At 34.0% G+C, this 22,346-nt stretch carries 19 protein-coding genes and 2 pseudogenes; 6 read left to right on the top strand and 15 right to left on the bottom strand.

Going from position 1 to position 22,346, the window contains the following annotated elements; translation table 11 throughout:
• Window positions 1-9 precede the first annotated feature (9 nt).
• From pbpC to GFJ36_RS10310, 4 genes and pseudogenes are all read right to left on the bottom strand, one after another.
• Window positions 10-1,995, bottom strand: coding sequence for a penicillin-binding protein 3 (gene pbpC, locus GFJ36_RS10325; protein WP_087982535.1), 1,986 nt, complete (start codon window positions 1,993-1,995; stop codon window positions 10-12).
• A 155-nt stretch (window positions 1,996-2,150) separates the two neighbouring features.
• Window positions 2,151-2,639, bottom strand: a complete 489-nt coding sequence (locus GFJ36_RS10320; RefSeq protein ID WP_061679531.1) for a dihydrofolate reductase — start codon at window positions 2,637-2,639, stop codon at window positions 2,151-2,153.
• A gap of 19 nt (window positions 2,640-2,658) precedes the next feature.
• Window positions 2,659-3,615, bottom strand: a complete 957-nt coding sequence (locus tag GFJ36_RS10315) for a thymidylate synthase (protein ID WP_088063252.1) — start codon at window positions 3,613-3,615, stop codon at window positions 2,659-2,661.
• Window positions 3,616-3,722: 107 nt separating this feature from the next.
• A pseudogene (locus tag GFJ36_RS10310) lies at window positions 3,723-6,305 on the bottom strand (family 78 glycoside hydrolase catalytic domain).
• Window positions 6,306-6,489: 184 nt separating this feature from the next.
• Between GFJ36_RS10310 and GFJ36_RS10305 the strand changes: the two are divergent.
• Window positions 6,490-7,947 carry a serine hydrolase gene (locus GFJ36_RS10305; RefSeq protein ID WP_088609128.1) on the top strand — a complete coding sequence of 486 codons (1,458 nt, stop codon included), beginning with the start codon at window positions 6,490-6,492 and terminating at the stop codon, window positions 7,945-7,947.
• A 124-nt stretch (window positions 7,948-8,071) separates the two neighbouring features.
• Window positions 8,072-9,355 carry a S41 family peptidase gene (locus tag GFJ36_RS10300; protein WP_088609127.1) on the top strand — a complete coding sequence of 428 codons (1,284 nt, stop codon included), beginning with the start codon at window positions 8,072-8,074 and terminating at the stop codon, window positions 9,353-9,355.
• Window positions 9,356-9,390: 35 nt separating this feature from the next.
• On the opposite strand, the gene GFJ36_RS10295 is transcribed toward GFJ36_RS10300, so the two are convergent.
• From GFJ36_RS10295 to GFJ36_RS10275, 5 genes are all read right to left on the bottom strand, one after another.
• Window positions 9,391-10,323 carry an aminoglycoside phosphotransferase family protein gene (locus tag GFJ36_RS10295; RefSeq protein ID WP_088609126.1) on the bottom strand — a complete coding sequence of 311 codons (933 nt, stop codon included), beginning with the start codon at window positions 10,321-10,323 and terminating at the stop codon, window positions 9,391-9,393.
• A 141-nt stretch (window positions 10,324-10,464) separates the two neighbouring features.
• Entirely contained in the window at window positions 10,465-11,100 is a 636-nt protein-coding gene (locus GFJ36_RS10290; protein WP_141540980.1) for an HAD family hydrolase, read from the bottom strand.
• 105 nt (window positions 11,101-11,205) lie between these two features.
• Window positions 11,206-11,793: a YpjP family protein gene (locus GFJ36_RS10285; protein ID WP_001134418.1), complete on the bottom strand. Its 588-nt coding sequence runs from the start codon at window positions 11,791-11,793 to the stop codon at window positions 11,206-11,208.
• A gap of 283 nt (window positions 11,794-12,076) precedes the next feature.
• A complete protein-coding gene (locus GFJ36_RS10280; protein WP_098230738.1) occupies window positions 12,077-13,276 on the bottom strand; it encodes an ABC transporter permease in 1,200 nt (399 codons plus the stop codon).
• Complete coding sequence (locus tag GFJ36_RS10275; RefSeq protein WP_088609124.1) at window positions 13,269-13,979, bottom strand: ABC transporter ATP-binding protein; 711 nt, start codon at window positions 13,977-13,979, stop codon at window positions 13,269-13,271. The genes GFJ36_RS10280 and GFJ36_RS10275 overlap by 8 nt, the downstream gene beginning before the upstream one ends.
• Window positions 13,980-14,132: 153 nt before the next feature.
• Between GFJ36_RS10275 and GFJ36_RS10270 the strand changes: the two genes are divergently transcribed.
• On the top strand, window positions 14,133-14,564 hold the full coding sequence (locus GFJ36_RS10270) for a GNAT family N-acetyltransferase (protein ID WP_097890775.1): 432 nt from the start codon (window positions 14,133-14,135) through the stop codon (window positions 14,562-14,564).
• 29 nt (window positions 14,565-14,593) lie between these two features.
• Window positions 14,594-15,121 (top strand): HAD-IIIA family hydrolase, encoded by a 528-nt coding sequence (locus tag GFJ36_RS10265; RefSeq protein WP_060488621.1) that lies wholly within the window; start codon window positions 14,594-14,596, stop codon window positions 15,119-15,121.
• Window positions 15,122-15,178: 57 nt separating this feature from the next.
• On the opposite strand, the gene GFJ36_RS10260 is transcribed toward GFJ36_RS10265, so the two are convergent.
• The 6 genes from GFJ36_RS10260 to GFJ36_RS10235 all read right to left on the bottom strand — a co-directional run bounded on the left by GFJ36_RS10260 (window position 15,179) and on the right by GFJ36_RS10235 (window position 20,739).
• A complete protein-coding gene (locus tag GFJ36_RS10260) occupies window positions 15,179-15,619 on the bottom strand; it encodes a GNAT family N-acetyltransferase (RefSeq protein WP_048540883.1) in 441 nt (146 codons plus the stop codon).
• Window positions 15,616-16,089 carry an SAM-dependent methyltransferase gene (locus tag GFJ36_RS10255; RefSeq protein WP_087982557.1) on the bottom strand — a complete coding sequence of 158 codons (474 nt, stop codon included), beginning with the start codon at window positions 16,087-16,089 and terminating at the stop codon, window positions 15,616-15,618. Before GFJ36_RS10255 ends, GFJ36_RS10260 begins: the two co-directional genes overlap by 4 nt.
• Window positions 16,090-16,176: 87 nt before the next feature.
• Window positions 16,177-16,875 carry an aspartate/glutamate racemase family protein gene (locus GFJ36_RS10250; protein WP_087982559.1) on the bottom strand — a complete coding sequence of 233 codons (699 nt, stop codon included), beginning with the start codon at window positions 16,873-16,875 and terminating at the stop codon, window positions 16,177-16,179.
• Window positions 16,876-17,022: 147 nt separating this feature from the next.
• Window positions 17,023-18,225 carry an alcohol dehydrogenase EutG gene (gene eutG / locus GFJ36_RS10245; RefSeq protein WP_087982561.1) on the bottom strand — a complete coding sequence of 401 codons (1,203 nt, stop codon included), beginning with the start codon at window positions 18,223-18,225 and terminating at the stop codon, window positions 17,023-17,025.
• Between the two features lie 52 nt (window positions 18,226-18,277).
• Window positions 18,278-19,717 (bottom strand): GntP family permease, encoded by a 1,440-nt coding sequence (locus tag GFJ36_RS10240; protein ID WP_087982563.1) that lies wholly within the window; start codon window positions 19,715-19,717, stop codon window positions 18,278-18,280.
• A gap of 356 nt (window positions 19,718-20,073) precedes the next feature.
• A complete protein-coding gene (locus GFJ36_RS10235; protein WP_087982565.1) occupies window positions 20,074-20,739 on the bottom strand; it encodes an HAD family hydrolase in 666 nt (221 codons plus the stop codon).
• A 191-nt stretch (window positions 20,740-20,930) separates the two neighbouring features.
• Here GFJ36_RS10235 and GFJ36_RS10230 point away from each other — a divergent pair.
• Both GFJ36_RS10230 and GFJ36_RS10225 read left to right on the top strand, forming a co-directional pair.
• Window positions 20,931-21,727: pseudogene (locus tag GFJ36_RS10230) on the top strand (lipid II flippase family protein).
• A 24-nt stretch (window positions 21,728-21,751) separates the two neighbouring features.
• Window positions 21,752-22,327 carry a nucleotidyltransferase family protein gene (locus GFJ36_RS10225; protein ID WP_087982569.1) on the top strand — a complete coding sequence of 192 codons (576 nt, stop codon included), beginning with the start codon at window positions 21,752-21,754 and terminating at the stop codon, window positions 22,325-22,327.
• Window positions 22,328-22,346: the final 19 nt, after the last annotated feature.

Here is a 22,346-nt window from a genome sequence, read left to right as displayed (position 1 = left end):
CATCATTTTCTATTTTTGAAACACATGTTTCACTTTTTCAGCTGGAATATTACTTCCGCCTCTACCTTTTACATCTTCAATCATCATTGTAATGACCATATCTGGTGAATTTAAATCAAATGCAGCGAACCAGCCTAGTTCTTTTCCTTCGGCCTCTTTTGATACTTTTAATTCCGCTGTACCTGTTTTTCCAGCAAGAGTCATTCCATCAATTTTAGCAATTTTCCCAGTACCATCTGGATCATTAATTACTTTCGTCATAGCAGTTTTTAATATATCCTGATTTCCTTTTGAAATGACATTCTCTTTCCAAACTTTCGGTTGCTTATCTGTTTTAATAATATATGGAGAAGGTATGTTTCCATCATTAACAATTGGTGCGTACGTTAACGCTAGATGGAGTGGCGTCATTAATACTTGCCCTTGTCCATAACCTGTGTCTGCCATTTGAATATCATTTTTAATACCACCATTTGCGATTTTAGAAGCTGGGAATCCATATTCAATTGGTAATTTCTCATCGAATCCGAACTTTTTCGCTTCACTCATAAATTTATCTTTTCCGATTTTCAAAGCCTCTTGTGCGAAATAAATATTATCCGAGTATTTCATTGCCTTATCAAAATCAATTGGATTTGCATCTTTTACACGTGTTACATAATAATTACCCCAAGAAGAATCTTTCGTCCATTTTAATCCTTCAATTTTTAACTCTTCTTTTGGATCAATTGTTTTCGTTTCAAGACCGATTGCAGCTGTAATCGGCTTAAATACAGATCCTGGAACTGATAATTGTGTAAATCGATTCGTCATCGGTTTTTTCGGATCATTATATACCGCATCACGTTGCGCTTTTGACGCCCCTCTTGTAAGGGTATTTGGGTTATAAGCTGGTGTGCTCACTAGTGCAAGTGTTTCTCCAGTCTTTGGATTAATTGCTGCACTTGACCCTACCTCATTTTTCATTTCATTATAAATTTCGCTTTGAACTGCACTGTCAATCGTTAAAGTTACATTTTCTCCATCAACAGCATCTGTTTTTGCTAAATTTTTAATTTCTTTTCCTTGTGCATCTTCTATGAAGACACGGCCGCCTTTTTTACCGCGTAGCTTTTCTTCCAGTACTTGCTCTAAACCAGCTTTACCTACTGGATCATCTGCTTGATAGCCTTTTTTTTGTAGCGTTTTTAAATCTTCAGCATTCACTTTTCCAATATAGCCAGTAAGATGTGCTGCTTCTTCTCCTAATGGATATGAACGAATATTGACTGGTTTTGTTGCAACACCCGGTAAATCTATGTACGTATTTTGTGTTGCTCCTTCAGGCAATATTCCCATTGGTACAAGGTAATTTGGTTTTACCCATTTAGCTGCTAGTTTTTGATCAATTTCTTCTACAGACATATTTAACAACTTCGCTACCGTTTCTTTCGTTTGCGGAGCAGCATCCCCTAACTGTTCAGGAATCAATCCGATTTCAGAAGCTTTACCATTTACCGCAAGATATTTACCATTGCGGTCATATATTTCTCCACGTTTTGGCTCTGTCGTTTGCATGCGCACTTTACTATCTTTTGTCATCCCTGGGAAGATAAAATCAGGAGTCCAATCTATTTTCCAAGATTCTTTATCTCCATCTTTTTCTTTCACCATTTTTGCTTCATGACCAAAAGTGATTTTACCGCCAACTGTATCCATACTTACTTTAAAAGGAACAGGACCTTCATCTTTTTTATCTTCTTTTACTTCCCCTGTTTCTACTTTTAAATCTTTCACTTCAATGCCAGCATAAATTTTTTCATATTTCTCAGTGAAATCTTTCTTTGAAATATCTTTTTTTGCCTTTTCTGATAATTGATCATACATTTCTGCAAATTTTTGTTTATTCCATGCTTTTGCATATGTATCAAACGCTTCTTGTGGTTTTTCTTCTTTACCACATCCAACTAACATGAATGTTAAGCAAAGAAAAAGAATCCCCCATATCTTTCTCAATCGATTCTCCTCCTCTTTCTACATCAATACTTTAGAAAATATTAGCATTTTTACATGCTACCATTCATTATAGCACTATCGAATCTCATCTATAAACCTATATTGATGGATACAAATAAAAAGATTGATGCGAATATTCACATCAACCTCTATTATTATTGTTGCTTTTCATATACATGATAATAGTACGTATACGGATTTTTTTCATCCGTTAACCCTTTTTCAACAAAAATTTCTTTCCAATTTGCCATATCGATTTCTGGGAAGAATGTATCTCCTTCAAATGCATGATGAATTTTTGTTATATATAACTTGTCTACGTATGGTAAAAAGAGATCATAAATTTGCGCTCCGCCAAAAATAAAAATCTCTTCTTCATTTTTGCATAGCTCAAACACTTCTTCTACAGAATGTGCTACTTCACAACCTTCAACATGATACCCTTCATTACGAGTTACAATGATATTACGTCTTCCAGGCAGTGGTCTACCAATCGCTTCATAGTTTTTTCTTCCCATAATAAGCGAATGACCCATCGTTGTTTTCTTTACATATTGTAATTCACTCGGTAAACGCCAAGGTAAATTATTATCTTTACCAATTACTCTATTCTCGTCCATTGCGACCATAAATGAAACTATCATCTTTTCATCTCCTCTACAATTACACTGCAACCGGTGCTTTAATTGCTGGGTGTGGATCATATCCTTCAATCGTTAAATCTTCCATTTCAAATTCAAACACAGATTTCACATCTGGATTTAATGCAAGTTTTGGGAACGGACGTGGTTCACGTGCCAATTGCTTTTCCACTTGCTCAAAATGATTCGTATAAATGTGTGCATCTCCAATTGTATGAACAAATTCTCCCACTTCAAGTCCGCATTCATGTGCAATTAAATGTGTTAGTAGTGAGTAACTTGCAATATTAAATGGAATTCCAAGGAATATGTCACCACTTCTTTGATATAACTGACAAGAAAGTTTGCCATCCGCTACATAAAACTGGAATAGCGTATGACAAGGTGGTAATGCCATACTTGGTACATCTTCAGGATTCCAGGCAGAAACAATTAGGCGACGGGAGTCTGGCGTTTTTTTAATCATTTCAATTACATCTTTTAATTGATCAAGCGTCTCACCAGCTGTCGTTTTCCAGGCACGCCACTGCTTTCCGTATACATCTCCTAAATAACCATATTTATTCGAGAAATCATCATCTTCTAAAACGTTCTTTTTAAACAATTCCATTTGCTCATCGTACTGCACTTTAAATTCCTCATCTTGTTGTGAGCGAAGACCGAAATCAGTCATATCAGGACCAGTATACTCATCGCTTTCTACCCAGCTCTTAAATGCCCATTCATTCCAAATATTATTATTATGCTGCAATAAATAACGAATATTTGTATCACCTTTCATAAACCAAAGCAGTTCACTTGCTACAAGGCGAAACGGCACTCTCTTTGTCGTTAATAAAGGAAAACCTTTACTTAGATCAAAACGCATTTGATATCCAAATACAGATACAGTGCCTGTCCCTGTACGATCTTCTTTCTTCGTACCATGCTCCATTACATGGCGGCATAAATTTAAGTATTCATATTCAGCATGTTTCATATGTAGTAAAACCTTCTTTCAATCTTATATGAAATTTATCATAACATGAAAAACAGTGAATTAAATAATCCTAATGAATAAAAATATATTTCTATATAAACAGAATTCTACTTCAATATATTTTTACAAAATGTAAATTTATAATCACCTGATCCTAAATCCCTTCCAACGTCATGTTCTGCTTTCCATTTTGTTTCGTCTATCCGTAATGTAGCGCTTGTATTAGCTGGTACAGAAATATATAAAAAGGCTTGTTCCTTTTCTACACGCCACTCAATCTTAATTTCTCCATAAGCTGTCTCACGTTTTACTTTAACCCATTCTATATTCGAATCAAAATGTGGTTGTACATAAAAATGTTTATATGCAGGTTTTGTCTCATCCATTTCTAATCCAATAATATATCGGTATATCCATTCAACAATAGAGCCATATGCGTAATGATTATAAGAATTCATGCTATCATTCCAAAGTGTTCCATCCTCTTTCACGCCATCCCAATGTTCCCAAATCGTTGTGGCACCTTTTTTCACTTGGTATAACCATGATGGATAATCTTCATAAAATAGAAGCTTACAAGCAAGGTCATGCCGGTTAAACTTGCTTAATATTAAATTCAAATACGGTGTTCCTATAAAACCTGTTGTTAAATGATTTTTATTTTCTTTTAATAGCTCAATTAAGCGATTAAATACTTTCTCATTCACATCATCTTTCACTAGTTCAAAAAGAAGTACTAATATGTGAGCTGTTTGTGTATTTGAAATTAACCTACCATTTGGTGTAACGAATTCATTTTGAAATGCTTGAACAATATTCCCATGTAACTCTGCATATAATTTAGCATCTGTATTTTCACCTAAAATCTCAGCAATCCTTCGTAAAAGCGATGTAGAATAGGCATAATAAGCTGTCGCAATAAAATGCTTGTCTGTTCCGCCTTCATATACATCTGGTTTCGTATCTAATGCGAGCCAATCCCCTAAATGATAGCCTGTATCCCATAAATACTCGTTCTCACCTTGTGAACGTATGTAATCTATATACTTCTTCATACTGTCATATTGTTCTTTTAAAATCGATACATCTCCGTAATGTAAATAATGAACCCACGGGCATATAATTGCTGCATCGCCCCAACCACCAGAAGTATGTAAATCAAAATCCGCTCTTTTCCCAAAAGCATCTGGAATAACTAAAGGCACAGCTCCATTAACATTTTGATCTAATGATAAATCTTGGAGCCACTTTTTAAAGAATAATTGTACATTCATAATTTGCGTAGCTGTCCCAATGAACATTTGTGCATCTCCGGTCCATCCAAGTCGATCATCTCGCTGCGGACAATCTGTTGGCACATCAAAAAAGTTCCCTCTTTGAGACCATTCCACATTATGATGAAGTTGATTGATTAATGGATTAGACGTTTCAAATTCAGTCGCTTTTTCCATATCCGTATGTAATACAACCCCTTCAAAATCTGCTATTTGAGGTGGCTGGGTTAATCCACTTATTTTCACATACCTAAAGCCTTGATATGTAAAATGAGGTTCAAACGTTTCCTCTTCTTCTCCTTTTGCTATATACACTATTTTTTGTTTTGCCTTTCGGAGATTTCCGGTGTAAAAACTACCGTCTTTATTCAATATTTCAGCATGATGCAATTCTATCTTTTGGCCAATATAAACATGACGGACTGTAAATTGAACCCAACCTACCATATTTTGCCCCATATCAATGAGCCATTCGTGATTCGGTAGTTTTGAAATAGAAATCGGTTTAATAATTTTCATTTTACGAATTGCTTCGTTTTCTTGCGCAACAATTATTTGTTTGGAATGCTCAATTACTTCAACATCTTCTAGCCCTTGCCTACTTTCTTCTATCCTAGCGTCGTAAACCTCCCCTTCATAAATTTCTGAATACAAAATTGGGCTTGGAGTTACCTTCCATGTTTCGTCTGTTACAATTTTTTCTTTCGTTCCATCTTCATACGTTATATGTACTTGAGCAATTATCACACGTCTTCTACCGTAATAATTACGTACATGATGCATGGTAAGTGGTCCCTTATACCATCCATTACCTAGCAGAACCGAAATAGTATTGTGCTCACCCTTTAATAAATGCGTTATATCATACGTTTGATACAGTACTCTCTTATCATAACTTGTCCATCCAGGGGTAAAATAACAATCTCCAATGCGCTCTCCATTTATAGAAACCTCGTATAATCCTAAACTTGTGATATATAAACGCGCTTTTTTAACTACTTTTTTAATAGTAAAATTTTTATTAAAGGACATAACTTGCGCTCGTTCTTTTTTCGCGGCAATCCAGTTCCCGCTCCAGTTATCTTGCCCTTGTAATCCAGTCTCCCAAAATGCTACTTCTGACCACGATGATTCTTCTCCTTAATTATCCCATACCTTTACCCGATAAAAATAACGCGTTTCCGCTCTGTATGAAAATGAATTGATTGGTATATGTAAACTTTGATCTGTTTCTACTTTTCGCGAATCAAACATTATAATTTCAAAATCTCTATCTTTCGCAACCTGCAATTGATAAGCAAGTTGTTTTACATTTCGGTTACTCGACTCAAGCAGCCAACTCATTTTAACAACTTTTGAATCTATACCTATCGGATTTTTTTTATTGTCGCAAAGCACTCTCTTTATTGTTAGCACACTTCTTCACCATCTTTTCTATATCTTAATTTAAATTAATTATAATAAAATTAAAATTCTAAATAAATAATAACTTTATTCATTCTTACAAAATTATTAACTTTCCAAATTTATAAAGGTTTTCATTTTCTATTACCGAAAGTATAGTGCGGTAGGATAAAATTTATATTTGGAGGTTAGAAGTATGTCTAAAATTGAAACTCCTGTTATGACTTCTTTACAAACAACGGTTGAAAAAATGATGAAGGATTTAAATGTTCCTGGCACTGCTATAGCTGTTATAAAAGATGGTGAAGTCATTATTTCAGAAGGATTTGGCTATCGTAATATAGAGACAAAAGAGGCTGTTACACCGAATACTCGGTTCGCAATCGGTTCCTCAACGAAAGCTTTTGGTACACTTTCATTAAGCTTGTTAGCACAACAAAATAAGTTTAATTGGGATACTCCTGTCCAGACTTATATACCTAACTTCTCTTTATCTGAACTACTTGCTAGCTCACAAGTTACCGGACGAGATTTAGCTTCTCATCGAACTGGTGTAAGCCGTCATGAGGCTCTTTGGTATAGCTCTTCCTTATCTCGAAAAGATCTCGTTGAAAAAATAAAATATTTACCACTTGATGCTCCGTTTCGTACAGCATTTCTTTATAACAACTTAATGTATGCGACAATTAGTTATATTGTAGAAAACATTACGAATCAAACATGGGAACAATATGTTGCAGAACATATTTTAGAGCCTTTAAATATGGATCAAACAAACTTCTCTGTTACAGACTCACAAAATACAGATGATTATGCATTACCTTACGTTGAAAATGACGGTAAACTAAAAGAAGTTCCATTCCATAACATCGATACAGTCGGCGCTGCTGGGTGTATTAATTCTACAATTGAAGATATGGCAAATTGGGTCCTTCTTCACTTAAACGAAGGGAAATTTGGAGATCATGAATTAATCTCCTCTGAATTATTACAACAAATGTATACACCACATAATTCCATTCCAGATCAACCAGTTTTATCACTTCCGGAATCTCCATTAAATAGTTACGGTCTTGGTTGGTTTATTAGCGCTTACCGTGGTAATAAGGTAATTCATCATGGCGGTAATATTGATGGGTTTTCAGCACTTGTTTCATTCATACCAACAGAAAACATAGGCCTTGTTATTTTAACGAATGCTGGAGGCACATTACTACCTACTTATCTCGCTAATCAAATTTATGACGAACTACTTGAAGTAGAATCCATTGATTGGCATAAACGTGCTGTAGAAGATACTGAAAAAATGAAGGAAATGATGAAAGAAGCAACTGAATCCATTCCTGAACAAATTGAAGGGACTACACCTTCTCACAGGTTAGAGGATTATACCGGTACTTTCGAGCATCCTGCATATGGAACATTACAAGTATACAAACGAGATGATTCGTTATATGTACAATTTATGGAGATGGATATTCAATTAGCTCATCATCATTACGACATCTTCTCTGCAAAAGTTGATTTATTCCAAATGAAAATGAGTTTATTATTCGCTTATGAAATGAATGTAAGTGGTGAATTCCCATCCCTTCAGTTACATGTACCAGCTATGTTAAGTACGCAGCCGCTTGTATTTAAGAAAATTAAATAAATATTTTAATAGAGGGAAGATAACACTTCCCTCTATTCCCCTTTTCTCTATGCAAAAAAAGGATAATACGTAAAGGATACAGAATTCTATTATTCAACTAATTAAATTACCAGGAGGAAAAGCTGTGTATACAGAAATTTTCAAAGAAATTGTTTCGATCACTCATCACGATTATTCAGGTTGTATAGATAAGAAAGGATGGGACGATCCTACTACATATTTACAGACAGTCGAGAAACTAGAGAAACAAGGAGAACTAACACCAATACAATTTACTGAAATTGTACGTGATTACTTACTAGACTTTAAAGATAATCATATGTTTTTCAAAATGAACTCTAACAATCAACCACTTAACAGTGCTGGCTTCCAAGTGAAAAGATACGAAGACCGCCTATATATTACATCCACTTCACAAGAAATAAGAGTGAAAAAAGGGCAGTCTATTCTAGCATTAGATAATATGAAAATCCCTGAGTTAATAATAAAATATAGGAAATATTTAAATGCGAATACATATGAACGTGAAAAATGGGATTATGTTTTATTACAATCATCAACTTGTACACTTATAAATGAAGATGGCGTAATCGAAACCATTACTTTACAAAAGTATAAACAAAATGAATACACGCCTATTTATTCATTTAAACAGCATAATAAAGACACACTCTTAATTACTTTGACTGATTTCGCAAATACTGAAGCGATTAATAAATTATTAGACTCACACAAAAATGAGCTTAATTCTTTTCCGAACTTAATTATTGATGTGCGTTTGAATCGTGGTGGAAGTGATGATGCATTTTTTAAATTACTTCCTTACTTATTCGAAGACAAAGAGATCTCCCTTTTAGATCCTTCAGATACAATGCAATTAAATCATACAGAACGAAACTTTCATTTACGTATGAAAGACATCAAAATGGAAGATTACGATTCTTTAGACGAACTTTCCAAATTATTCACTGATATATTTATTCAAGATTTAAAAAAGAATTATAAAAAAGGATTCGTTACATTTGATACTTCTGAGTTACCAAAAGAACTTCAATCATTAAAAATACACGGGAGAAAATCACCTAATAGAGTAGTTATATTAACAGATGTTACATGTGGAAGTTCTGGTGATTCTTTTGTAGAAGTTGCAAAAAAATCATTGAAAGTAAAAGTAATAGGTCGTCCTACTGCTGGTTTAAATGATTATTCTAATTTAGCGGTAATGGAATGGGCTGATACATTCGCACTTTATTACCCTACTTCACGGCTCTCTATTATAGATAAAGGCGAAGGAATGTCCGGAATTGGTATACAGCCGCATATACATATCCCGTGGACTCCGGAACATATACAAGAAGATGTTGATTTAAAATTAGCATTACAACTGCTTCAAAACGAAGAATGGTAAAAAATAAAGGTAGATGTGAATCACACCTACCTTTTCTATTTCATCTTAATCTTCTCTGGTTGAAACCAAATTGGCTTTAATGACTCAAAGTCTTTATGATCTTCTAAAACGATAGTAAGACGCTCTAACGTATCCTCTAACATATGTGGTGCTGCTCGTAAGGACCACACAACTGATGAGAAAACTGTCATGCCAACGTACACCGCATATAAGTTCCAGAACTCCTCTGGTATTCCCCCATTAAAGTAGCCTTCTATTTGTCCGATTGAATACGGAATACTAATGTCTCTTGCAAATAGTGCAATTTTTACGAAATCATGAAGTGGGTCACCCCAATCATAACCATTAAAATCAACAACACCTACATATTTCGCATCACGTACAATTATATTCTCTAAATGAAAATCATCGTGTTGAAATCGATTTGGGCGGTTCTTTAAATATATTCCATTTTCGTCTATAAACTTTATGATTTTATCATCATTTTTTATTTTTATTCCACATGTTTTATATGCCTCTACATATTTTTGATTTTTTTCCATTGCTCTTTCATACCATGGAAGGATATCCTTAGGAGCTTCATATGTATGCATTTTTGCTAAATCTTTTCCTGCTTCTATACCAATATCATATTGTTCTTTTGGTGTATATGTAGGCAATAGTTTCTTCGCATCTTCCCCTTCTAAATATGAAAAAATACCATAGCATAAATCTTCCTCTGCCAATAAACCCATTTCAATTGGTTTTTGAGCTTGCACACTACGTTTTTGCATTTCATTTAAAATTTGAAACTCTATTTTCTTTCTTTCATACTCTTTTATATCGCCTGTCCGTAATAAATATTTTTCATTATTCGCTTTCGTAATGATATATTTCTTATCAGGTGAGAAACCTTTAGAAATTTCTTCAATATTAACTGCATCTTTTACTATCTGTATATTGTTTTGCCATGCTGTAATTGTTTTCATTTTTATTCCCCTTACATTTCTACATTTGGTGTATACGCTACTTCTACAATAAACCCATTCGGATCTTAAAAAGAAATGGACTCCTCTAAATCCAATACCCAAAATTCAATATGATGAATAGCTGATTGAAGTGTATTCATATTAAGAATATGCCCCTTGTACTATTTGCACAATTTCCATTGGTGTATTGACCATGTAATCTGGTGCATCTTTTTTCACTGTTTCAATAACATCATATCCCCAAGATACCCATATTACATTCACCCCAGCCTTTTTACACGCTGCTACGTCTCGCTGTTCGTCACCGACGTATAACATATCTTTCTCTGTTATTTTTTTCGATTTTAAAAATCTTTTTATCATTTTATCTTTACCGAACAAATTTTTAGAACAATATACCTCTTGTATATTTTCTATATCATTATTGTGTAAAAATGCCCGAATATGCTCTTCTGAGTTAGAAGATATAACGGCAATTCCGTATCCTTTTTTATGCAGTTCATCTAATACATCCTTCATCCCATGAAACAAAATAAGATCTTTTATAGCGGGTTGATACAATTTATAAAACTCCAGCGCTAATATCGGTAGTTTATACAATGGTACATCAAGTTGTTTACATCTCTCTGGCATCGTTAATTTACGTAAATACTCAATTTCTTCTTCCCTTACCGTTTTATATCCGTGCTTTTCAGCAATTTGATTATAAATTGGTACAAATATATTTTGTGAATCTACTAATGTGCCATCAAAGTCAAAAACAATATATTTTTGCATCCCCATACTCCCTTTGCTTCTTTTTCTAAACCTATCTTATTCAACACCGTAGTTGTCTAAACCTTCTATATACATAAAAAAGAACAAGATTTTCTCTTGTTCTTTTTAAGAAAGCCACTTTGGCGGTATATTCGTATTCCAATAAATATTCCCTAATTCATGGTGTCCTGAGTACCCATCATCAAAACGGTGATAGTGGAAATTAAAATAATAACCATCTTGCGGTGGATGATCTCTTCTTACATGAAATCGCAATAAGTCATTTCCTGATTTCGTGTCATACACATGAAAAATCTTTTCATTATTTCCGCCAGCTGGTCTTTGAGAAATCGCTAATGATTGCAATGACTCCTCTGGCACATCACTTGCAAGCTCAGCAATTGCCTCTTCAATTTTCGGTAATATTACATCTTTAAACTCATCTTCAATTACTGGACCAATTTTAGTGCCAAACTTTTGCATCGACTGCTTCTCTGCTTCTTGCATTGCGTACGTAATAAAAGTATCAGTGGTTAACCTGTCATTCGTTTCTTCATATGTATAGGACGTACTCTCCAAATTTTGTTGCCCAGCTGTGCTCGTAGGCTTGTCCGCAGCTTTGGCATTATCAAGCAATATGGAAGGAGGCGTCACTAAACCAAATGTAAATACGGTAATTAATGCGACTAAGGTTTTTCTAAACCAATTTGGCATGTATGTTCCCTCCCCTTTCACTCATTATATTTTATATAACGGTTGTTCCTTCTATTATACAAAATGATTGTAATTTTTGCACTTTACAATTTTGTTAACGTTCACATATTTTTCACTTGAATATGAAATTGTAAGATTTCATACAATATAAATACAACAACAATGAGGAGGCAATCCGATGACTTTAGATGTCATGTATTCCGCCGCAAGCATACTCGTTTTGGTATATTTTCTTTATCAATGTGTAACAGATTAAAAAAAGAGCCATTTTTCGGCTCTTTTTCTATGGTAAAAATACAATCCAACCAATCCATACTATAAAAATAATCCCGGCAATTACAGCTAGTAATAAATCAAAATGAGAAAGTATAACTATTCCATACAAAAGCAGTACTGGAAGTAATAAATAGCGATCGGCCTTCCATCTTAACAATAATAATTTTCCTTCATCACAATATAGATGGAGAAACATTTTTTTCGTAAATTCATTCCAATAATCGCGCGCATAACGAGAAATTCCAACAAAAGCAAATGCAAGAATAATAGCTGCAATCCACCTCGGACTCATAATAATACTGACGGTGCTTATACATACAATTTGAATATAAAATATTCGTGCACTACTTGTACGGAAAAATTCTTTTAAAAAGGATTCAACAATACGAGATTCCTTTTTCTTCCCTAAAAACTTTTTAGAACGCGGAAACATCCACGGTTTTTTATTCGAACTACTCGGTTTAGCTGTATGACCACCAACTTGCATAATCCCACTCGTCCAGCGCATACTTTCTTCTTTCTCTTTCTCAACTTCTTTAAAAAAGCAATTTTTATAATTCCATTTTTCTTTTATCAACCCGATAATTAGAAAAACTGCTAGACCGATACTTAGTATAGAATAAACTGGATTTGTATAAATAAGAAACAGACTCAATCCAAAAAAGGTTAAACTTATAGAAAAAATTACATTTTTTATAATCCACAGTAGCCATCGTTTCCCCACACGTACATGAATAAATCTCGTTAATAACGACAACAGAAATCGAAATACAGTAAAAAATAGCCAAAATAATACGACTTGTATTTTCGTCACTCCGATACTTTTCATCAACACTGGTAACATAGTAACTACTACTATTACATTCGTTATAGCTATTCGAATAAACGTATATGTCATACCATACTGGATTAACTTTTGCATGTGAGCGGGATACGAAATTAAAAATAAACTATCTGCTTGTTCAAAAAATGAACGAACTCCTCTTGAATATGTAATCACATAAAATGCGAATAGACCTAATCCGAAATAAACTGTCTCTCCCATCGATAATTCTTCTATCCATAGTGAACGATAATAAATCCCCATAAATATAAGTGCTGGAATAATAATATATAGCGCAACTGTCCAATCAGTTATAGAACGTATGGACTTCCATTTACGCCTCAGTTCATGACGCAATCTTTTATAAAATTGTTGTTTAATCATGCTGTTCACGCCTTACGATTACATCAAAGCAGTCTAATAATGAACTCCCTGGCATTTCTACTAACGCTTGGATAGATTCTAGATTTCCATCTGCGACTAATGTACCTTGTGAAATGAGTAAAAATCTCTCACAAATTCTTTCAGCTGTGTCTAATACGTGAGTACAAAGTAATATACCTGCGCCACGTTCTTTTTCTTTATATAAATAACTTAAAAACTCTTTCGTAGCTACTGGATCTAAACCGATAAAAGGTTCATCAATGATATAAAAATCTGGTTCAGTTAAAAATGCCAAAATGAGCATCGATTTTTGTTTCATACCTTTTGAAAACTTTGATAAATACTCATGTTTATGTTTATCCATTCGAAACATATGTAATAACTCTTCTGCTTTTCTTTCCCAGCTTCCTACTTCGTTCTCGCGAGCAGCCATTAATAGTTCGATATGTTCCCAAAGCGTCAAATAATCATAATATGTCGGGTGTTCCGGCACGTATGCATAAGGATTTTTCTTTTCACCAAATGATATTTCACCATTCATATTTACAAGTAAACCGAGCATCGTTTTAATCGTCGTACTCTTCCCGGCACCATTCGCACCAATAAGTGCAACTAATTCACCTTTTTCAATTGAAAAGGCAATATCATGAATTGTCTTTTCCCCTATATCATATCCGGCAGAGCGAATATTCACTTCTAACATACATTCCCCTTCTTTCCATTTCCAATACAATCAAGGAAAAGAATAACATATAACTATCTATATATCATTATGAAATATTTATTTTCGTAGCAGGAATACATACTTTTTAATAGAATATTTAATGTTTGATTACATTTAATTGGAGTGGATAATATGTCTTTTCAAATTCGTGAAGCTACGATAGACGATATAGATGCACTTTGTTCTTTAACAACAGAATTAAAAGGTTCCTCTATTTCGTATGAAGATATGAACAACCGATTGCAATTCGTACAAATGAGTCCCTTTGATTTTTTATATGTTTATGCGGAAGAAGAAACCATATGTGGATTACTTGGGTTTCGTATTCGTGAAAATTTAGAAGATGTAACTCGTTATGGGGAAATTTCAATTATTAGCGTTGATTCTACAATACGACGAAAAGGCATTGGGCAAGTATTAATGGATTATGCTGAGCAATTAGCAAAGACACATAATTGTATAGGCACATGGCTAGTCAGTGGAACAAAAAGATTAGAAGCACATCCTTTTTACAAAAAATTAGGATATGAAGTGAATGGATATCGATTTGTGAAACATTTTTAAACTACTTATAAATGGAAAGGACTATAACTATGACAAACATCGAAGCTATTTTTATTGATCGTGACGGTACAATTGGTGGTGACACTACAATACATTATCCAGGCTCTTTTACATTATTTCCTTTCACAAAAGCAGCTCTGCAAAAACTAAAAGCCCAAAATATAAAAATTTTCTCTTTCACAAATCAACCAGGTATCGCAGATGGGATAGCAACTGTAGCTGATTTTGCACAAGAATTAGAAGACTTCGGTTTTGATGATATATACGTATGTCCTCATAAACACGGTGATGGTTGTGAATGCCGTAAACCAGGTACAGGTATGCTGCTGCAAGCAGCTGAAAAACATGGGCTTGATTTAAAAAAATGCGCTGTAATTGGTGATCGCTGGACTGATATCGTTGCAGGCGCAACAGTACATGCGACAACGATATTAGTTCGAACAGGCGCTGGATATGATGCTTTACATACATACCGAGACAAATGGGCACATATTGAACCAAACTACATTGCAGAAAACTTTGAAGATGCTACAAATTGGATTTTAAATCAACAATAATACAAATTAAAAGAGACGTTTTCACAATGAAAACGTCTCTTTTAATCTTATATTTTTTTAAAACGTTAATTCATAATGGAAATAACGATTATCTCTCAAATAACCATTTTCAGCATATAATCGCTGTGCTGATAAATTATCAATTTCCGTTTGTAATTTTACACCTTTTGCACCATTTTCTAATGCAAATTCTTTAGCAGCTTCTAATAATTTTTTACCTGTTCCTGCTCCGCGCTTAGTTGCTTGTACAAATAAATCATTTAAAATCCATAATTCTTTCATCGAAATGGAAGAAAATGATGGATATAATTGTGTGAAGCCAATATATTCGCCGTCTTCAACTGCCACAAAAATAACGGATTCTTTTCTCTCGATCCGACTTCGCAAAAATACTTTTGCTCCTTCTAAATCGGAATCTTGTCTATAAAACATACGATAGTTATTAAAAACTGATGCTAGTCCATCTAAATCTGCAATTGTTGCCTCATATATTCTCATTTTACTCCATTCCCCTTCCAATACTGTCTCATTATATCCGTTGCCCATTTAGGCTGTACAATTTCTTCTTTCGGCATAAACTCTTTCATTATCGGCTTTATATCCAATATAGGTGTGCCATCAATAGCATCTAACCCCTCAACAATAATTGATTTACCTTCTCTTTTGATCACCTTTACAATTGTTGCTCCTATGCGATTCGGACGATTTTTCCCGCGCTGTGCAAAAATGCCTACTTTAGGATAATCATTATTATTTCTAGGATGTCTAGCAAAATATTGAATTTGTTCATCAGTTACTTTATGAAAATAAAAAACAACTTCAATATGAGAAAAATCTTCAATCCCTTGTATACTTTCCTCAGTATATATTTCAGTTAAAGTAATATAGGATCTTACTTCTCCCCACTCATCATCTTTTATTTCCTTTCTTTCATTATGTACAAATGCGATTGGTTGAACTGAAAACATACGCATTCCCCCTTGAATGTAACCACTTACATTATAAAGTATTTTCAGAATGTTTTCCACAAACACGAACTAGGTTACATAATATAATTATGATCTATTTCGTAAAGCGAAATTAACTGCTTCAACTGCATGTATATAAGTTGTGTCGAATATCGGAACTGATACGTCTTCCTGCTTTATTAATAATCCTATTTCTGTACAACCTAATATAATTCCTTGGGCCCCTTCTTGTACTAGCTCTTCTATAACTCTTTTATAATATTCTCTAGATTGAGATGTTATCTTTCCTAAACATAATTCTGTATATATTACTTCGTTTATCTTTTCTCTATCCTTTTCTGATGGAACCATTACTTTTATACGATTCTCTTCTATGCGTAATTTATAAAAGTCTTGCTCCATTGTATATTTAGTTCCAAGCAAACCAACCCTTTGAAAATCTTTCCTTTTAATTTCTTTCGCAGTTGCATCAGCGATATGTAAGACTGGAATATGAATATTCTCCTTTATTTTCTCAACTACTTTATGCATTGTATTTGTGCAAATAATTATAAAATCTGCTCCTCCCCTCTGTAACGAATATGCCGCATTTCCTAATATTTCTCCTGCTCCATTCCAATCTCCGTTAGACTGGAATCGTTCAATCTCTTCAAAGTCCACACTATTAATCATACATTTTGCTGAATGTAATCCTCCCAATCTCTCTTTTATTTCTTCATTTATGATTCGATAATATTCAGAAGTTGATTCCCAACTCATACCACCAATTAAACCTATTGTTTTCATTACACAACACCCACCTTATACTGTTTTTTAAAACTAATCACAACATTTTATTATGTATATTATACACAATAAAACAAGACTTTACGTTTATAATATAAAGTCTTGTTTTAACTATTTCCAAGGAAATTTTATAAGAATATTCTGAAATTATTTTTTTGATGTTTTTATAAAATCTTCATATTGATAATGAAAACATTCTCGATACAACTGTTTAATTTCATCATATGATGGCACACGTGGATTATTTGCTGGACTTCCACTTTCAATTGCATCTGATGCCATTTTAGAAATAGCTGTTTCAAATTCAACTTCACCAATTCCGTATTCTTTTAAATTTGGAATACGAAGATCAAAACAAAGTTTTTTTATTTCCCTCAGCGTGTAGTCGGCTACTTCTTCATCACAATAGGAATACAAATCTTTATTTAAACAACGTCCAATATCCGCTAGTCTTTTTACTGCACTAATTTTTGTATATTGTAAAACTGTAGGTAATAGTATTGCATTCGATATACCATGTGGTACATGAAATAACGCTCCTACCGGCCTTGACATTCCATGAACTAACGTAACAGATGCATTGGAAAATGCGATTCCAGCTTGTAAGGAAGCAATCATCATCGCTTCTCTTGCCTCCATATTCTCTCCATCCTCATATGCAATACGTAAATATTTCATAATACTTTCAATAGCGGAAAGTGCAAGTACATCGGTAAGTGATTGTGAAACTTTAGAAATATATGCTTCGACTGCATGACATAATGCATCTATCCCTGTTGCTGCTGTAATATGAGATGGTACCGAACGCGTTAATATTGGGTCAATAATCGCTACTTGCGGTGTGAAATTTGGATGCTTCATCATCATTTTTACATCTGTTCGTTTATTCGTAATTACTGCTACACTTGTTACTTCCGATCCAGTACCAGAAGTTGTTGGGATTGCAATTAGTGGTAGCGGATCGTTGTCTATTTCCATATCTTTTTGGACATAATCTTCCACTTCTCCACCATTTGTATATAACACCGCAACTGCTTTCGCTGCATCAATACAACTTCCACCACCAATACCAATAATAAAATCACACTTTCCTTCTTTACAAAGTGTTAACGCTTCTAACACGTGTATATTTGTAGGCTCAGCATTTACTTTATTATATGTACTAACAGTAATACCTTTCGTATTTAATTGTTGTATACACCTCTCAACATATCCTAAATTCTCCATAATTGTATCCGTAACTATAAACGCTCTTTTCCCCAACTTCTTAGATTGTTCCCCCAGCTTTTCAAGCGAATTTCTTCCATATAATACGGACTTCGGCATACGAAACTCAGCAACTTCTTGCAAGTACTTCACCCCTTCTTACCTTAATTAATGTTTTAGTTTATAAAATATCTACTTAATAAATTCCTGTTGCAGTATAGAATGCAATTACTAAAAATACGGCAACCGTTTTCAAAACTGTAATGGCAAAAATATCTTTATATGACTGTTTATGTGTTAAACCTGTTACTGTAAGAATAGTAATAATAGCTCCGTTATGTGGTAATGTATCCATTCCTCCCGATGCCATTGACACGATACGGTGCATTACTTCTAATGGAATATCAAATTGATTGGCCGCTGCAATAAACTTATCTCCCATCGCACTTAAAACAATTCCCATTCCTCCTGATGCAGAGCCTGTAATTCCAGCTAAAATATTCGTCGTTACAGCTCCATTCACTAGAGGATTTGTGAATGTGGCAGAAATGCCGTCTCTCATAATCGCGAAACCTGGAAGTGCTGCGATGACACCACCGAATCCAAACTCAGCACCTGTATTCATCGTTGCAAGTAACGCTCCACCAATACTTGTATTCAATCCAGCTTGAAATCCTGTTACTACTCGTTTCCAATATAATAATAACGTTGTTACAATACCTATAATAAGTGCTAATTCTACTGACCAGATTCCAACTACTGCACTTAATTCTACTTTTCCAAATGCTTTCATACCAATTTCAGAAAAATCAAAACCATCTGGATACCACTTCGGTATCATAATAGTAAAAACTTTATTCATTACACCTACTAAAATAAGTGGTATAAAAGCAATCACTTGCTGAACTCTTGTAATTTCAATGCTTTTAAGCACCGGCATATCTTTTTGTTCTACTTGCAAAGAAGCTGCCATTTCAGTATCCCCATCGTTAAAACCAAAATACCCTTCTCCTGCCGCCTTCGCCTTCTTACGTCTACTCTCTAAATATAGTAATCCTAACGTCAGTACAAAAATTGCCCCTACAATACCCAGTATCGGTGCAGCATAAATGTCCGTTTTAAAAAATGTTGTAGGTATTACGTTTTGAATTTGTGGTGATCCAGGTAGCGCATCCATCGTAAACGTGACCGCTCCAAGTACAATCGTTCCAGGGATTAAACGCTTCGGAATATTCGCTTGTCGAAACAGCTTAGCTGCGAACGGATATACAGCAAACACTACTACGTACACACTAACGCCACTATACGTTAAAATAGCACCCATTAATACAATCGCTAAAATTGTACGTTTTTCACCAACTAACTCTATAATTGTCTTTGCAATCGAGTCTGCAATTCCTGACATTTCTACTACTTTCCCAAATATTGCCCCAAGTAAAAATACAGGGAAATATAGTTTAATAAACCCTACCATTTTCTCCATAAAGATATTCGAAAAGAAAGGTAATACAAAACTAGGCTCTGTCAAAAATACGGCAAATAATGCAAATATCGGTGCAAATAAAATAACAGAAAACCCTCTATATGCTACAAACATAAGTAAACTAAGTGCTAATAATATAATAACTAGCTCCAATCATACCCCTCCTTTAAACTGAAAATTCAAACTTTTATTGATAAACTTCTACTAATCTTTTATTTCTGACATCCCTCCTCTTATTCATACAAATTTTTCATGCTAAAAATGTCTAATTATAAGTATTCGATTACATATGAAAAATCCCTTTAAACATAAAGTGAAACTTTAATCAGTGGGGGTTTTCTTCATCCCCCACTGATTATTAGTTGAACCAATCGGACGTTTACGGACAGTTGATCCCCACCTAACTTCTTTGCTCCAACTGAATTTTGAGGTGGGAGTTTTACTGTCCGTTAACGCGGGATAAACGAATTCATCGTCATACGTTATAAAGGGATTGCTAGTCTCTATATTTACTGCTTTATCAAACTATTGTCTACACAAAAATGATGTAGTTCTTTTACATCATTTACTATATGAGTCGCACCAACTTCAGTCAATTCTGTTTTACTACCATAACCATATAAAACGCCGATTGAAGCAATTTCATTATTATTCGCACCGATTATATCGTGCTTTCTATCTCCAATCATAACAATTTCTTCTTTATTTAGGCCTTCATTTGTTTGTAAAATATGAGCAATGATTTCTTCTTTTTTTATTCTCGTACCATCTAAATTACTTCCAATGATATCTTCAAAATAAACCGTTAATTGAAAATGATCTAGTACTTGTTTTGCAAATACAGTAGGTTTTGAAGTTGCTATAAATAAACGATTTCTGGTATCTTTTAATTGTTTTAAAAGATTTGGAATACCATCGTATACCTTATTTTCTAACAATCCACGCTGCTTTAAATATTCTCTGAAATAAAAAACAGCGCGTTCTACTTCTCCTTCATTCATATTGTATCTCTCTATGAATGATTGCTGGATGGGTGGACCAATAAATGAATCTAACTCGCTTACATGTAATTCTTCAATTCCAACCTTTTTTAATGCATATAATACTGAATTTATAATTCCTTCTTTCGGATCCGTCAATGTTCCATCTAGGTCAAATAGAAATGTTGTGTACAAATTTAATCCCCCGCTCCTATTTAATTTACATATTATATAGAAGGCTTTTTTATGCCTACCTTTTACTATACTACCATTATTTATCTTTTCGGAAATTTATTCTTCTATGTCACATACGTTCAGTTACAAAATGTAATAGATATGATAAAGTAAAAAAGTTACAATTAACTAAATAGAAACTGGTGAACTAAATGTCAATTACCTTAATATTTATTCTGGCTTTCACAATTATTATCCACGCAGTCGAAACAAGTTCTTATAGTATTCGATTAGCCGGTGTTCGTTTAAAAAAGATTGTCGTTGCCTTATCCGTCGTAGGGATGGTACTGCTTATTTCAAGAACATCTAACTTACTACAAGCCTTTTTAATTGGCGGGATTGTCGATGAAGCAAAACTAGATTCTTCTATTGATTTAGAGCATATTATACGGCTCGTTCTATTATCTGCCTCTGTCGGTACACTGCTTGCGATTATTCTGTATCCAACTTTGACAAAACTATTTGGATATGTCATTCGAAACTTTGAAACAGACGGTTCTTTCATTCGAATGATGAAAACAAATAACATTCAAAAATTAAAGTATACAAAAAATATGTACGATTTCCAAAATTAGAAATGATTCATAGACTACGTATTGGTGGTATTCCAAAACGTATTATGCTTATTAACATGTTTGCTACTGCAATTTATACAGCTGGTGTTCTTTCAGCCCTTTACGCTTCTTTTTTAAATCCAGATTATGCAACAAATGCAAGTACAGCTTCTGGACTTGTGAATGGTTTCGCTACTATTTTATTAACAGTGTTACTCGATCCACGTATTGCACTTTTAACAGAACGTGCTTTACAATCAGAAAATGGCGTTGAATCTATGAGTAAAATGTATGGTTGGCTAATGATATCTAGACTTCTCGGTACATTATTAGCACAGCTACTATTTGTACCAGGTGCTTACTGGATTTTATGGATTATTGAACTGATGCATTAATTTACTAGAAAGGTAGATTTATCAATGAATATAAAAACAGAGCAAGATATAATTCGCTTAATAGAAAACGACGAATGGATGATGGATATATTACAAATGGCAAAATCACTAGAGCTACCAGATTGGTGGATTTGCGCCGGATTTGTTCGCTCTAAAATTTGGGATACTTTACATGACTACGAAATACGAACGGCTACACCAGATATTGATGTCATTTATTTTGATCAATTACATACAGATGAGGTATATGAGCAATCACTAGAGAAAGCACTGGTAAATATGGATGCTTCTATACCTTGGTCGGTAAAAAATCAAGCTCGTATGCATGTAGTGAATAATATGCCACCGTATTCTTCTTCTGTTGATGCTATTTCTAAATTTCCTGAAACAGCAACTGCTTTAGGAGTTACACTTGATGAATTAAACAACGTCATATTAACGGCCCCATGCGGTATTGAAGATGTACTTTCCTTACAAGTGAGGCCAACAGCTCATTTTCTTGAAACAAAAGAGCGATTACATATGTACAACACTAGAGTTAATAAAAAGAAATGGCAAAACATATGGCCTAACATTGCAATCACTTATCCTAAAATCTAAAAAAGGAGCTTCTCATTAT

The sequence above is a fragment of the Bacillus sp. EE-W1 genome (assembly GCF_009760835.1).
GTDB classification, from domain to species: Bacteria; Bacillota; Bacilli; order Bacillales; family Bacillaceae_G; genus Bacillus_A; species Bacillus_A wiedmannii.
The sequence above is the reverse complement of the archived record's forward strand: the minus strand, read 5'-3'. Positions and strand labels throughout refer to the sequence as shown.